Annotated in this window: 14 protein-coding genes; 11 read left to right on the top strand and 3 right to left on the bottom strand. The window is 65.9% G+C overall.

Features of this window, described 5'->3' with window-relative positions:
• Window positions 1-208: 208 nt before the first annotated feature.
• A complete protein-coding gene (locus F6X37_RS19130) occupies window positions 209-1,603 on the bottom strand; it encodes a sigma-54 dependent transcriptional regulator (RefSeq protein WP_090801240.1) in 1,395 nt (464 codons plus the stop codon).
• Window positions 1,604-2,143: 540 nt separating this feature from the next.
• On the opposite strand from F6X37_RS19130, the gene F6X37_RS19135 reads away from it, so the two are divergent.
• The 9 genes from F6X37_RS19135 to F6X37_RS19175 all read left to right on the top strand — a co-directional run bounded on the left by F6X37_RS19135 (window position 2,144) and on the right by F6X37_RS19175 (window position 10,619).
• Window positions 2,144-2,620: a hypothetical protein gene (locus F6X37_RS19135; RefSeq protein ID WP_187612434.1), complete on the top strand. Its 477-nt coding sequence runs from the start codon at window positions 2,144-2,146 to the stop codon at window positions 2,618-2,620.
• Window positions 2,621-2,739: 119 nt separating this feature from the next.
• Window positions 2,740-3,291, top strand: a complete 552-nt coding sequence (locus tag F6X37_RS19140) for a hypothetical protein (RefSeq protein WP_187612399.1) — start codon at window positions 2,740-2,742, stop codon at window positions 3,289-3,291.
• Window positions 3,288-3,956, top strand: a complete 669-nt coding sequence (locus F6X37_RS19145) for a hypothetical protein (RefSeq protein WP_187612400.1) — start codon at window positions 3,288-3,290, stop codon at window positions 3,954-3,956. The genes F6X37_RS19140 and F6X37_RS19145 overlap by 4 nt, the downstream gene beginning before the upstream one ends.
• Window positions 3,957-3,981: 25 nt before the next feature.
• Entirely contained in the window at window positions 3,982-5,373 is a 1,392-nt protein-coding gene (locus F6X37_RS19150) for a hypothetical protein (RefSeq protein ID WP_187612401.1), read from the top strand.
• A gap of 105 nt (window positions 5,374-5,478) precedes the next feature.
• Window positions 5,479-6,192, top strand: coding sequence for a C39 family peptidase (locus tag F6X37_RS19155; protein WP_090801251.1), 714 nt, complete (start codon window positions 5,479-5,481; stop codon window positions 6,190-6,192).
• Between the two features lie 7 nt (window positions 6,193-6,199).
• Window positions 6,200-7,009 carry a peptidase C39 gene (locus F6X37_RS19160; protein ID WP_187612402.1) on the top strand — a complete coding sequence of 270 codons (810 nt, stop codon included), beginning with the start codon at window positions 6,200-6,202 and terminating at the stop codon, window positions 7,007-7,009.
• Window positions 7,010-7,101: 92 nt separating this feature from the next.
• The gene (locus F6X37_RS19165) at window positions 7,102-8,553 is read left to right on the top strand and encodes a hypothetical protein (protein WP_187612403.1); all 1,452 of its coding nucleotides are present in this window, start codon (window positions 7,102-7,104) and stop codon (window positions 8,551-8,553) included.
• 24 nt (window positions 8,554-8,577) lie between these two features.
• On the top strand, window positions 8,578-10,047 hold the full coding sequence (locus F6X37_RS19170) for a sigma-54 dependent transcriptional regulator (RefSeq protein ID WP_187612404.1): 1,470 nt from the start codon (window positions 8,578-8,580) through the stop codon (window positions 10,045-10,047).
• Window positions 10,048-10,118: 71 nt separating this feature from the next.
• Window positions 10,119-10,619 carry a dihydrofolate reductase gene (locus tag F6X37_RS19175; RefSeq protein ID WP_018421333.1) on the top strand — a complete coding sequence of 167 codons (501 nt, stop codon included), beginning with the start codon at window positions 10,119-10,121 and terminating at the stop codon, window positions 10,617-10,619.
• Window positions 10,620-10,716: 97 nt separating this feature from the next.
• Here F6X37_RS19175 and pmbA read toward each other — a convergent pair whose 3' ends face one another.
• Entirely contained in the window at window positions 10,717-12,087 is a 1,371-nt protein-coding gene (gene pmbA, locus F6X37_RS19180) for a metalloprotease PmbA (RefSeq protein ID WP_187612405.1), read from the bottom strand.
• Between the two features lie 150 nt (window positions 12,088-12,237).
• On the opposite strand from pmbA, the gene yjgA reads away from it, so the two are divergent.
• Together yjgA and mog are read left to right on the top strand one after the other, a co-directional pair.
• A complete protein-coding gene (yjgA, locus tag F6X37_RS19185; protein ID WP_184073814.1) occupies window positions 12,238-12,855 on the top strand; it encodes a ribosome biogenesis factor YjgA in 618 nt (205 codons plus the stop codon).
• The gene (gene mog / locus F6X37_RS19190) at window positions 12,836-13,477 is read left to right on the top strand and encodes a molybdopterin adenylyltransferase (RefSeq protein WP_187612406.1); all 642 of its coding nucleotides are present in this window, start codon (window positions 12,836-12,838) and stop codon (window positions 13,475-13,477) included. The genes yjgA and mog overlap by 20 nt, the downstream gene beginning before the upstream one ends.
• 38 nt (window positions 13,478-13,515) lie before the next feature.
• Here mog and orn read toward each other — a convergent pair whose 3' ends face one another.
• A complete protein-coding gene (gene orn, locus F6X37_RS19195; RefSeq protein WP_090801266.1) occupies window positions 13,516-14,127 on the bottom strand; it encodes an oligoribonuclease in 612 nt (203 codons plus the stop codon).
• Window positions 14,128-14,225: the final 98 nt, after the last annotated feature.

Genomic DNA, 14,225 nt, shown 5'->3' on the forward strand with positions numbered 1-14,225 from the left:
ATATCAGACGGAAAGGAAAACACCGCGGTACGCGATATACGGGCGGCAAACACGTGCATGCAAAAGTGCTTCGACGCGACGCTTGCCGGCTGGCGTCGCTGCGCCCGGAAGGCACAGTCAATCCGTCCGAACCGGGACAGCCCGAGACCCCCGGCGACGCGCCAGACCTTCACCTGCCACGTCGCCAGTCTCGCCGCTCGCCCGCCGCCTACAGATGTTGCACCGACGCCGGCAAATCGCCGTGCGGCGGCGCCATCGGCTCACCTTCCATATGACGCATGCCGTGCGAGCACAGCAGCCGGTACAGCGTTACTCGCGAGATGCCAAGTTCCTGCGCCGCGTCTCCGAGCCGCCCGCGATGCCGCAGCAACGCAAGCTCGATCGCCTGACGCTCGGCCGCTTCGCGCGCCTGCGCGAGCGACACCGGCACGATCTCGACGTATTCGGCAAGTTCGAGGTCGCGCGCGGTGATCGCGCGTCCCTCCGACATCACGATCGCGCGCCGCACCCGATTGATCAGTTCGCGCACGTTGCCGGGCCAGCCGTAGTTATGCAGCGCGGCGATCGCGTCGGGCGCGAAGCCACGCAGGCGGCGGCTTGCATCCTTCTTGAAACGTTCGAGCATGTGCCGCGCGAGCAGTTCGATGTCCTTGCCGCGCGCGCGCAGCGGCGGCTCGTCGATCTGCAGCACGCAGAGGCGGTGATAGAGGTCGGAACGGAAGCGCCCTTCGATCATCGCCGCGGTCATGTCCACGTGCGTGGCCGAAATGATGCGCACGTCGACGTCGATCGCGCTATGGCCGCCGAGCCGCTCGACCTTGCGCTCCTGCAGGAAGCGCAACAGGCTCGCCTGGCTTTCGAGCGGCAGATCACCGATTTCGTCGAGAAACAGCGTGCCGCCGTTGGCCGCCTCGACCCGGCCGATCTTGCGCTGGTTCGCGCCGGTGAACGCACCGCGCTCATAGCCGAACAGCTCCGATTGCAGAAGATGCGGCGGGATCGCACCGCAATTGATCGGCACGAACGGCGCGTTGCGCCGCGCCGAGCGTTCATGAATGGCGACTGCCGTCAGCTCCTTGCCGGTACCCGATTCGCCGGAGATGAACACCGGCGCGTCGGTCATCGCGACCTTGCGGATCGAGCGGAACAGCGCGAGCATCGCGTCGCACGAGCCGACCATCTCGCCCTCGGCGCCTTGCGAGCCGTCGTGCGACGCCGTTTCGCTCAGCGAGATCATGCCGTATGCATGACCGACCGAGTCGACAATACGGTCGCCCGAAGACGGCACCGTCACGTAATCGAAACAGTAGTCGCGCACGAGCCGGCGCAACGCGGCGTCCTGGAGTTGGCCAGGCGTAGTGGCAGCGACCCAGCCGACGTTCGGCATGGTCAAACAGGATTCAAAAGCGGCGATTTCGTGCGGCTGGAAATCACTGGACAGATCGAGCAGGCCGCCAGCAGCCGAGCCGGTGCGCACTGCCCGGCGCGCATCGCGCGCCGATCCCACGACTTCGACATGCCAGCCACGCTGCATAAAACGCGTATTCAGTTCCGCGCTCGGGTCACGCGAAACGTAAATCAGTTGCCGCGTTGCGGGTTCCATTATTCAGATCCTCTCGCCAACGAACGTTAAGGACGACGCATGCACCTGAAATTGCGGTTCGGACACGCTGACTCGTCCAGGATTCGCGAATCGCAAAACCCGAACGGCCATTCCATTCCGTGCGGACAGCTGATCCCCAAGAAAGCGGCGTGTGTGTGTTCGAGACGGCCCGATATGGGCCTTTTTTAAATCTGAAGCTGTTTTCGAGAGCTTACTATACGCGCGCCGCTTCGAAAACAATTATGCGAATTTAATCGATCGACCCGTTGCCCATCAAGGCTTAGCGGCCGATCGCGATTTATTCAGCCGACAAATCAAACATTAGTGGAAGCGCTTTTCGTGGCGTTCTCGCGACAGTATTTCGTACCTCGCGGATTAACGAATTATAGGTATTTTCTGCTGATCCGTTTCAGGGTTGCAACGTTTTTTCCCGATTTGGAACGCATTAGTCATGTTTGCGCTGGTTGGCGCCAGACGTATCAATGGATTGCGAGCGATGGCACACGTTTCGCTAATTGGCGTGCACCAGGGAGACACATCATGCGACTCGCATTGCGCATCGATCTGATAAGCCGCCGCGCACCATATTTCGCGATCTGCGCAGCTCTCGCGTTCAGCGCCCTGCCGGCGAGTGCCGGCACGCCGACAGCGCAAGCCGCCCCGGCGCGATTCGCCACGCTGACGAATTCCAGCGATGCCGCCGACCCCGCCTCCGCCAGCCTGCAAGCCACCACGCCGGTTGCCGCGGAGGACGACAGCCAGGTTGCCGCCAACCCGTCGACCCCGGCTGCCGATGCTGCATCCATGAACGATATTTCGCTCGACGACCAGATGCTGTCGCGGCAACGCGGCGGCGCGCTCGGCATGTTGATGGTCGCCGCGACGCCCCGGTTGATGCAAAGCGGCGGCAACCAGGTGACGTTGTGGGACGAGATCGCGCCACCCTCGCCGCTGCCGGTGCCCGTCGATGCCGCGCGCGCCGCCCAGGGCAACGTCGCGACATACCAGCGCAAGTAAGCAGGACAAAGCAACGAACAGACGGCAAATAACCAGGCAATGCAGGACCGGTGGCCGCGCGAGCAGTGACGCGCCCCACGAGGGCGGGACACAGGCAACAAGAGAGAAGGGACCGGGACATGAGTACGAACCAACAGACGCCGCACGCCCTCGGGCTGCCGGCGGCGTCGTTCAGCAACGCTCCCGTCTTGCCGCGCGCCGCTTCGGCCGGCACCGCCCTTCTCGCCAGCGTCCTCGTCACCGCCTGCTTCACGAGCCATGCCTATGCCGAGCAGGTTGCCAATCCGGGCGACCTCGTCGTCGAGCGCAGCGTCACGCCGCGCGACGCGTTCGTCCCCGTGCCGCGCGACCAGGACCCGGTCGCCGTGCGCGCCACCACGTTCCCAGCCAACTCGTTCGATCCGACGATCGCGACGCTCGTCGGCGACACCGATCTGACGAACGCGCACGGCTCGAACGGCGTCGCCGCCGGCGGCGTACTCGGCGGCACCGGCATGCAGGCCGTCACGCAGATCCTCTCCGGCAAGGCGACCGGCAACACGATCCCGCTGAACTCGGGCGGCATCGGCGGACCGGCGACGGGCGTCGGCGGCACGATCAGCTCGTCGGTGACGGGCGCGCTCGCGCCGCTATCGAACGTCCTCGGCGGCGCGCTCGGAGGTCTGAAATGAGCACATGCCTGCGCCCCTCGCTGCACTCGCGGCAAATCGCTGCGGCACGCCCGGCCCTGCGCGTCTGCGCGTGCCTGTGCATGGGCGTCGCTGCGTTCGTCGCCGGCGCGGCTCACGCGCAGGCGCAAGCGGTGCCCATCGTCGGCGCCATCGCGACGATCGGCACCGGCGCGGGCATGGGCGCGACGGGCGCGCTCACGGTCAACGAAACGGCTGGCCTCGACAACGCGCAGGCCAACCAGATCACGGTGACGAACGGCGCCGCAGTCGGCAACGCGAACGCGAGCGTGCAAGGCGCGTCGGTGGTCGCGAACGTGCCGCGCGCGCAAGCGTCGATCGAAGCCAATGCGTTTTCGAACACATCCGGCGCGGTGCTGGTGAACCAGTCGGCCGGAGCAGGGAATCTTCAGCGCAACAGCACCCAGATCGGGACTGCGGCGCTCGGAGTCGAGACTGTCTCGGATGGGGAGCTATCCGCGACGGCCCCGAAAAACGGCAGTCCGGGGCAGTCGAACGCGATTCACGGCGTGCGCGAGGCAAGCATTTCCAGCGATGCCTTGCGCAACGCGAACGGAATCGTGCAGATCAACCAGGCAGCCGGCGCCGGTAATGCCACGGCAAACAGTTTTGTGCTCCGTCCCCCGGCGGGCACTTTTTTTAACTGACCACACTTAAGTATCGGAGCGAATCATGAAGCGCACTCTTATTGCCACGGCCGTCCTCGTTGCCGCGTCCGGCAGCGTGCTTGCCGCGCCGCAGAAGGCCTACCTGTTCAATACGACGGTCGTCGGCGAGATGGTCGGCGTCGAAGGTCTGGTCGGACTGTTTGGCTGCGTGCATGTCTCCAGCACGGCTAACGCGGTGATCAACAACAATCAGACCGTCAACGTGAATGCGACGCTCGATCCGCAGGCGCAGACCTACACCAGCGGCAACGTGACCACGACCCTGAACAACAGCACAACGTCGGTCAGGGGCGGCGGCTCGGCATTCGCGTTCACGACGCAAAACCATACGTCGTCGAGCTCGGGCTCGCAGGGCTTCGAAGCCTCCGGCGGCTATGCGTACGGCAGCCACAGCGCGAGCGTGACGAGCAGCGGCTATGAAACCAGCCAGCAGGCAGCCGGCATTGCGGGCAGCTTCTCGCACACAAGTCAGAACTCGGGCGGCCAGCTGTCGGCCGGCGGCTCGATCGGCGGCAGCTACAGCTATCAGGACCACAACACGTTCTCGCACGGCAGCGGCTCGTTCAGCGCCCGCGGCGGCCTGCAGGCCGGTTATCGCGAATCGAGCTACGCGAACTCGTCGGGCGTCGCCGGCGGCTTCGAAGCGAGCGAAGCGTCCGGGCAAAGCCGTTCATGGGGCTTCAGGGCGAGCGAAGGCTCCGGCTATGCGATGGTCGGCGAGCAATCGTCGGGCTACTCGCGCAGCCGCTCGTCGTCGAGCGACTCGTATGGCGCCGCCTGGGGCATCGACGCAGGCATGTCGACGACCGACGTGACGACGCGCGGCTCGATCACGCAGCACATCAACAACGAAGCGGCCGCCACGCTGAATGCAACCACCGGCACCAACGCAGCCAGCAACGTGTCGGGCAACCTCGGCATCAACATCGCGGAAGGCATCGACAACGCGCAGAGCAACGACGTGTCGCTCGCCTCGGTCGACGTCGGCAACGTGTTCGGCAACGCGCAGGCCTTCAACGTGCAGTCCTCGGGCGGCAGCGCGACGATCCACAACTTCAATCTGAACGCGTCGGTCGGCAACGGGTCGCTGTCGGGTGTGACGGGCAACGTCGGTGTGAACATCGCTTCCGGTATCGGCAACGCGCAGGACAACGCGCTTGCCGGCGCCGTGACGACGACCTCGCCGGGCAAGGCGCTGACCACCGCGATGGATGCGACGGACGACAACTCGCAATCCGCGACGATGACCGTCCACGGGCAATTCCAGGGCACCGCGAGTCTGGGTGCCGATACGCTGAAAGGCGCCTCCGGAAACATCGGCGTGAACATCGCCGGCGGCGCGGGCAACTTGCAGCACAACGGCCTCGCCATCGCGGCGCTGAACAGCGGCAAGTAAGCCGACGACGCGGCGAGCGCGGGCAAGCAGAAGAAGCACAAAGCAGTCGGAGGGGCGCGCCGGCAGCCATCGAAGCTGCCGGCGCGGATCGGGCAGGAGACCAGCATGACCGGGTTCAAGGGGTTCCCGGCGCTACCGTTCGCCGTAGCGCTGGCAGGGTGCGTGCTGTGCGCGGATCACGCCGCCGCACAGTCGAGCATCGACACGTCCACGTTCGTCGGCGTGCCGTTGACGAAGACGGTCCGTTCGATGAAGGATCTGCGCTACAACCACATCGTCAATCAGCAATTCGATTACAGCTGCGGCGCGGCGGCGCTCGCCACCCTCCTCAAGTACGGCTATGGCATCGATATTCCGGAAACCGAACTGATTCGCCGGATGATGGTCTTTTCAACCCCCGAAGTCGTCGTCAAGAACGGCTTCTCGATGCTCGACATGAAGCACTTCGTCGAGACCATCGGACTGCGCGGCCGCGGCTTTCGCGTCAACGTCGAAGCGCTCCACCATCTTCAGATCCCCGTGATGGTCCTGATGAACATCGACGGCTACGAGCATTTCGTGATCGTCAAGCATGCGCAGGACGGCCGCGTGTTCATCGCGGACCCGGCGCTCGGCAATCGCATCGTGCTCGAAGAGGACTTCGCGAAGACCTGGAACGGTCTCGTGTTCGCGGTCCTCGGCAAACCCTTCAGGGAGGATTCACCACTGTTGCAGGACAACGAGTCGCTCGCGCTGAAGCTGCGCGCCGCTGCGCTGGCAGCCGGCACCGCCGCGACTCCCTTTTTCGAGTACGGCTTGAACAAGGCAGACATGTTCTGATCCCGCCATGAAGTCACACTTCACACAGCTTGGGTTCGTGCTCTGCGCCGTCGCCTGCGGCGCAGGCGGCCTTGCCCACGCTTCGGAGGGCGCCGCCTCGCCACCGGCTCCCGAACTTTCGATACCACCCGAGCCAGGCGCCGCGCCCCTGCGGGTGCAACTCGTCGGCGACGACGTGCTCGCGACCCAGACCGGCAAATACGCCGGCGCGACGATGATCTCCGGCTTCGTGCTGAACGTCATTTCGCAATGGCAGTTGCCCAACGGCGCGAGCGCGCTCGCCCAGGGATCGCTGAGCGCGGTGCAGAACGGCGGCGGCCAGCTCACGAGCTCCGTCAGCACGTTCGCCAGCGTGAGCGGCGGCGCGCACGGCCAACCAGGCGATTCGGGCGCCAACCCGAATGCCCAGGCGCGCGGCGGCCAGAGCGTCGGCGTCAATAGCGTGTCGCAGATCACCCAGGTCGCGGGCGATCGAAACAGCGGCACCAACACCGCGCTAATCGACTTCAACAACAGCGCCGTGACGCTGACGGGCTCCGCCAACGCGCCGTCGGCATCGGCCAGCAATTCGACCGGCTCCGTGAAAGCCGGCATTTCGTTCGGCAGCAACGGCGTGAACGTGGCGCTGCAGACACCCGCTGGGCTCGCCACCCAGACCATCGCGCCGAGCAACGGGCAGATCGCCCAGTTGCTGCAGATTGCAGGCAATAACCAGCAAGTCGCCAACGCCCTGCAACTGCATCTGCAAACCCAGCAGATGTCGGCTTCGATGCTTCGTCAGTTGGGCGTGCTACAGGCACTGCAAAACAGGAGATGACGAGGCGGGCCGCCACCGCCAGTTGCAGCACAAGCAGTAAAGAGACGGCCGCGCAGTCGGCACCGCGCGGCCGGACCACCGGGGGAGCAAAAATGAAAAAAGTGTCATCGACCAGGGCACCGCGCATGGCTCTCGCGGCCATTCCGGCCGCGGTCATGCTGTGGGCTCTTTCTCAGACGGCGAGCGCGCAGGCGCTCGCCGGTCAATCCGTGGAGGACCGTCTGAACACGCTGATGCGCGTCGTCGACGAGCAGCAGCGGCAGATCCACTCGCTCGAACGGCAGGTCACCGAACTCGAGATGGCGCAGCGCGGACGCGGCGTGCCGGGCGCCGGCGCCCCCGCGGGCAGCGACACGGTGGCCGAGCAGCCCGGCGCCGACGGCCTGCCGGTGCCGCTGCCGCCGCTCGCGCAGATCGCGCCCGGCGCGCCCGCGCCGGCGGGCACCACCGGCACCGCGACCGGCGTGCCGGTCAATCCGCCGACGCCGGCCGGCAGCAATGCAGGCAACGCCAGCGCCGGCGGCCTGCCCGCCGCCACCGACGGCAGCGGCGCGGTCGGCCGGACCCAGCGCGCGAACGAACCGGTGCGCACGCAGGCCGAGCAGGCGGTCGTGCAACGCGAGCATGCGCCGCTCTTCGACCACAAGCTGACGATGGACTTCGGCATCAGCGACACCTATTACGACCGTCGCCAGTTGCAGTTGTCGGGCTTCCTCGCGCTCGACGCGATTTTCCTCGGCAACATCAACCTCGGCCAGACCAAGTCGCACCAGGTGATGGCGGACCTCGACACGCGCTACGGCGTGTCCGACCGCATCAATGTCGACGTCGACGTGCCGTACGTGTATCGGCGCAGCACCTTCATCGTCGGCGGCGCGGGCGGCGCGGCGAGCACGCTGTCGGACGCGACGGTGTCGAGTCACGACATCGGCGACGTGAACTTCGGCATCTACTACCAGTTCGTCAGGGAAACCAATGCCTTGCCGGACGTGGTCGGCAGTCTGCGCGTGAAGGCGCCGACCGGCAGCTCGCCGTTCGGCGAAAAAGTCGTGCAGGTCGACGCGGACAACACCAACCTCGTCGCGCCGACCAGACTGCCGACCGGCACCGGCTTCTGGAACATCACGGCGGGTCTGTCGGTGCTGAAGACCTACGACCCGGTCGTGCTGTTCGGCAGCGTTTCCTATACCTACAATCTCGCGCGTTCGTTCGCGGACATCTCGTCGGTGCAGGGACAAACCGAACCGGCGACGGTCAAGCTCGGCGACATCGTGCAGTTCGGCGGAGGCGTCGCGCTCGCGTTCTCCGACAAGGATTCGGCCAGCGTGTCGTTCACGATGGCGCTCGAACCCGCGTCGCAGACCAAGTCGCCGGGCGGCAGCTATCAGAAGGTGCCGGGCAGCGAAACCACGGCCGCGGCGATGAATTTTGGCCTGAACCACGTCGTGAACAAGCATCTGACCATCAACGGCTCGGTATCGATCGGACTCACACCCGACGCGCCGAACTTCGTGGTCGGCATGCGCTTTCCGTACACCTTCTGACGTGCCAACGATACGAGGTCGAACGTGCGTGAATCACCTCATCTGACCGGTGTGGCTTCCGTCGCGGCAGCGGGATCGCATCTGTCGCTCGCGGTGCCGAAGCAGCGCGCCGCCGTCGCGCGACAGTTGCTGTACGTCGCGCGCACGCCCGACGAAACGCTGATCGCGCATCTGAAAAGCCGCGGCTGGCAGGTCGCGGCGGCGCGCTCGGCGCACGAACTCGGGCGGCTCGTGAAACCTGACATCGCATGCGCGGGGATCGTCGATCTGGCGAGCTTCGTGCCGCGCGACATCGGCGGGCTCGAGGCGAGCCTGCGTCAGCAGCAGATCGGCTGGATCGCGCTGGCGACCAACGAGCGGCTCGACGATCCGCTCGTGCGACGCCTCGTGCGCCACTACTGCTTCGACTTCGTGAAGCTGCCCGTCGCGCACGCCACGATCGACTATCTGGCCGGCCACGCGTTCGGCATGGTCGCGCTGTGCGACCCGGAACTTCCGCCGCCCGTCAGCGAAGCGGGCGACGAGGAAATGGTCGGCACCTGCGAGGCGATGCAACAGCTTTTTCGCACGATCCGCAAGGTCGCGAACACCGACGCGAGCGTGTTCATCGCGGGCGAATCGGGCACTGGCAAGGAGCTGACCGCGCTCGCGATCCACGAGCGCTCGCCGCGCCGCAAGGCGCCTTTCACGCCGATCAACTGCGGCGCGATCCCGCCTCATCTGCTTCAATCCGAACTGTTCGGCTACGAGCGCGGCGCCTTTACCGGCGCGAATCAGCGCAAGATCGGCCGCGTCGAGGCGGCAGACGGCGGCACGCTGTTTCTCGACGAGATCGGCGATCTGCCGCTCGAAAGCCAGGCGAGCCTGCTGCGCTTTCTGCAGGAAGGCAAGATCGAGCGGCTCGGCGGACGCGAATCGATTCCGGTCGACGTGCGCATCATCTCGGCGACCCACGTCGATCTCGACGGCGCGATGCGCGAGGGCCAGTTCCGTGCGGATCTGTTTCATCGCCTGTGCGTGCTGCGCGTCGATGAGCCGCCGCTGCGCGCGCGGGGGCGGGACATCGAGATTCTCGCGTACCACATGCTGCACAAGTTCAAGACCGACAACGCGCGCAAGATTCGCGGCTTCACGCCGTCGGCGATCGAGGCGCTCTACAACTACAACTGGCCCGGCAACGTGCGCGAGCTGATCAACCGCGTACGCCGCGCGATCGTGATGGCCGAGAACAAGCTGATCTCGGCCGACGACCTCGACCTCGCGGGCTACACCGGGCAGGAAAGCATGACGCTCACGCAGGCGCGCGAGGCTGCCGAGAAGCGCGCGATCGAGGCCGCGCTGCTGCGCCATCGGCACCGGTTGAACGAGGCGGCGGTGGATCTGAACATTTCCCGCGTGACGCTGTATCGGCTGATGGGCGTGCACGGCTTGCGCGAACCGGGCAGCGCCGACCACAAGGGAGCGCTCCCCGCGGACGGGCCGGCGCGGGCGTGAGCGGCGGGTACGCGTCGGTGTGGATCGACGGCTCGGGTAGAATCGCCCGGTTACCCTCCTCTTTCCATTCGATGACGACGCTCACCCTGATCGTCGCTCGCGCCAGCAACGGCGTGATCGGCCGCGACAACCAGTTGCCCTGGCGACTGCCCGAAGACCTCAAATTCTTCAAGCGCACGACGATGGGCGCGCCCATCATCATGGGCCGCAAAACGCATGAATCGATCGGCCGGCCACTGCCGGGACGCCGCAACATAGTCGTCACGCGCGATGCCTCGCGACGCTTTCAGGGCTGCGACACCGCGACCAATCTCGACGAAGCGCTCGCGCTCGCCGCGCAGGACCAGGCGCCGCAGGCGTTTCTGATCGGCGGCGCAGAGCTCTACGACGAAGGGCTGCGCCATGCGGACAAGCTGATCGTCACCGAAATCGCCGCCGACTTCGACGGCGACGCGACCTTCCCCGCGATCGACCCGCAGGTGTGGGAAGAAATCGCGCGCGAAGCGCATCACTCGAATGCGCCCAACGACTTCGATTACGCATTCGTCACGTATCAGCGCAAGGACGTCTGACGGCGCGCGCCGCGCAAGCGATAAAAAACGCCACGCAACGTTCAGTTGCGTGGCGTTTTCGTTTGATACGGGGCTGCGCTGGAACGCGCCGTGCGGCTTACTGCCCTGCGATCGTCATCCGCTCGATCAGCACCGAGCCGGTCTGCTTGGAGCCGCGCGTGATCGTATCCGCGCCGATCGCGACGATATGACGGAACATCTCCTGCAGCGTGCTCGCGACCGTGATTTCCTCGACCGGATACTGGATCTTGCCGTTCTCGACCCAGAAACCCGACGCGCCGCGCGAGTAGTCGCCAGTCACGTAATTGACGCCCTGCCCCATCAACTCGGTCAGCAGCAGACCCGTGCCGAGCTTCTTCAGCATCGCCTCGAAGTCGTCCTCGGGGCGCGTGTTCGAACTGAGCAGCGACAGGTTGTGCGAGCCGCCCGCGTTGCCGGTGGTCTTCATGCCGAGCTTGCGCGCCGAGTAGGTGGACAGGAAGTAGCCCTCGACGACGCCGTCCTTCACGACCGAGCGCTGGCGCGTGCGCACGCCTTCCTCGTCGAACGGCGCGCTGCCCATCGCGCGCGCGACGTGCGGGTCTTCGACCACCTGCACGTGCGGCGCGAACACCGGCTTGCCGAGGCTGTCGACCAGAAACGAAGTCTTGCGATACAGCGCGCCGCCGCTCGTCGCCTGCACGAATGCGCCCAGCAGGCCCGCCGCGAGCGGCGCCTCGAACAGCACCGGCACCTTGCGCGTGTCGAGGCCGCGCGCGCCGATGCGCGCGAGCGCGCGCTGCGCCGCGTAACGACCGACCGCTTCGGGATCGGCGAGTTCGTCGGCGCTGCGCGTCGACGTGTACCAATCGTCGCGCTGCATGTTGCGGCCGCTGCCGGCGATCGGCGCGCACGCGACGTAGTGGCGCGAATACGGATAGCCGGCGAGGAAGCCGCGCGAGGTCGCCAGCACGAACTGCGAGTGCTGTGCCGACACGCTCGCGCCTTCCGAGTTCTTGATCTGCGGATCGGTCGCGAACGCGGCGTCTTCGGCGCGGCGCGCGATTTCGACCGCTTCGTCGGCGGACAGATTCCACGGGTGGTACAGATCGAGGTCGCGCGGCGCGGTTTCGAGCAGCTCCGCTTCGGCGAGGCCCGCGCAATTGTCTTCGGCGGTGAAGCGCGCGATGTTGTAGGCGGCCGCGACCGTGTCCTTCAATGCCTGCGGCGAGAAGTCCGAGGTGCTCGCGTTACCGCGTTTGTTGCCGATGAACACCGTCACGCCGACCATCTTGTCGCGGTTGTGCTCGATCGTCTCGACTTCGCCGCGCCGTACCGAGACGGACAGGCCGTCGCCTTCGGAGATTTCGGTCGCGGCGTCGGTGCCGCCGAGCGCCTTCGCGTGACGAAGGATGTCCGAGGCGATTTCCTTCAGCTCATCCTGGGTATGCGGAAAAAAGCGCTGCTTGACGTCCATGTCTGCTGCCATTGTGGTTGCCGTCCTGTTGGGGCCGCGCGGCCCTGGGTATGCACACCGTATTCGGGGCAGGCGCGCGGGTGCGGGATAAATGCATCCCGCGATCATAGCAAGGTACGCGCCGCCGCGGGTCGGGCCGGCGCGGCAAGTTACAATACCGGCATGACACGCAAAACCCGCATTCAACCGATCGAATCCGTCGTCACGGAAGTCGACGAAAACGGCTACGATCGTCCGAGCAAGTCCCAGGTCAAACGCGAAATGCAGGCGTTGCAGGATCTGGGCTTGGAACTCGTCGCGCTGCCGAAAGACGCGCTCAAGCGCATGCCGATGCCCGAAAAGCTCGACGAAGCCGTGCGCGAAGCGCGCCGCATCACCGACCACGAAGGCAAGCGCCGCCAGATCCAGTACGTCGGCCGCGTGATGCGCTCGCTGCTCGACACCGAAACCGCCGCGCTGCGCACCGCGCTCGACACCTACAAGGGCATCAACAAGTCGGAGACGGCGAAGCTCCATTGGATCGAGCGCACCCGCGAAAAGCTGCTGGCCGACGACGCCGCGCTGACCGAGTTCATCCGCCAGCACCCGAGCGCCGACCCGCAGCAGGGCCGCACGCTGATCCGCAACGCGCGCAAGGAAGCGGAGCAGAGCAAGCCGCCGCGCTACTTCCGCGAGTTGTTCCAGTGGATCAAGAGCGCGGCCGGCACCGACGACGAAGCGCAAGACGCGCACGACCCCAACCTCGCCGCGGAAGACGACGATGACGACCGCGACGCCTGATCAACGTAAGCAACGTCAGCACCCCGACGAAATCGTGATCGGCCTCGTGTCGATCAGCGACCGCGCGTCGACGGGCGTGTACGAGGACAAGGGCATTCCGGCGCTGCAGGAGTGGCTCGGCGCGGCCTTGAGCTCGCCATGGCAGGTGGTCACGCGGCTGATCGCCGACGACGCGCCGACCATCTCGGCGACGCTGATCGCGCTGGTCGACGAAGTGGGCTGCGATCTGGTGCTGACGACCGGGGGCACCGGACCGTCGCGCCGCGACGTGACGCCCGAGGCGACGCTCGCTGTCGCGACCAGGGAGATGCCCGGCTTCGGCGAGCAGATGCGGCAGATCAGCCTGAATTTCGTGCCGACCGCGATCCTGTCGCGCCAGATCGCGGTGATCCGCGAAACCGAACGACACGCCGCGCTGATCATCAACCTGCCCGGCCAGCCGAAATCCATCAGGGAAACGCTGGAAGGCCTGCGCGATGACGGCATGGTCAAGGTGCCAGGGATTTTCGCGGCGGTGCCGTACTGCATCGACCTGATCGGCGGCCCTTACGTAGAAACGAACGTCGACGTGGTCAAGGCGTTCCGGCCGAAAAGTGCGCAACGCGCGCCGCGGCAAGACTGAGGTTCGAGGTTCGTGGCCTGCCCGTGCAGGCCCGCGCTTTACTGAGCGCTCGCGGCGGCGTCCGGCGCCGACGGCACGAGGAAATGCTCGCGGTAGTACTTCAGCTCGTCGATCGACTCGTGGATATCGGCCAGCGCCGTGTGCATCGCGCGCTTCTGGAAGCCCTTGTAGATGACCGGCTGCCAGCGCCGGCACAGCTCCTTCAGCGTGCTCACGTCGAGGTTGCGGTAGTGGAAGAAGCTCTCCAGATCCGGCATCCAGCGCGCCATGAAGCGGCGGTCCTGGCAGATCGAGTTGCCGCACATCGGCGACTTGCCCGGCGGCACGTACTGGCCGAGGAACTCGCGGATCTGCGCGGTCGCGTCGGCCTCGCTGACAGTCGACGCCTTCACGCGATCGATCAGCCCCGAGCGGCCATGCGTGTTCTGGTTCCACGCGTCCATCTTCGCGAGCGTTTCATCGCTCTGATGAATCGCGAGCACCGGACCTTCGACCATCCTGTCGAGCGTCGAATTCGTCACCACCACCGCGATTTCGATGATGCGGTCGGTGTCGGGCTCGAGCCCGGTCATTTCCATGTCCAGCCAGACGAGATTCATGTCGCTGCGCACGAGCGGCGGCTGTTCGGTGGATGCGAGGATGTCAGTCATGAAGGCAACCCTGAGGGCCGCGCGGCGGGCTTCGCTGGAAACCCGTGCGGCGCGGCATGTGTTCGTTTGAAATCGATTCGCGCGGTTCGAGCCGGGCC

It is taken from the genome of Paraburkholderia sp. 31.1, from assembly GCF_014397645.1.
In the GTDB taxonomy this organism is placed as follows: Bacteria; Pseudomonadota; Gammaproteobacteria; order Burkholderiales; family Burkholderiaceae; genus Paraburkholderia; species Paraburkholderia tuberum.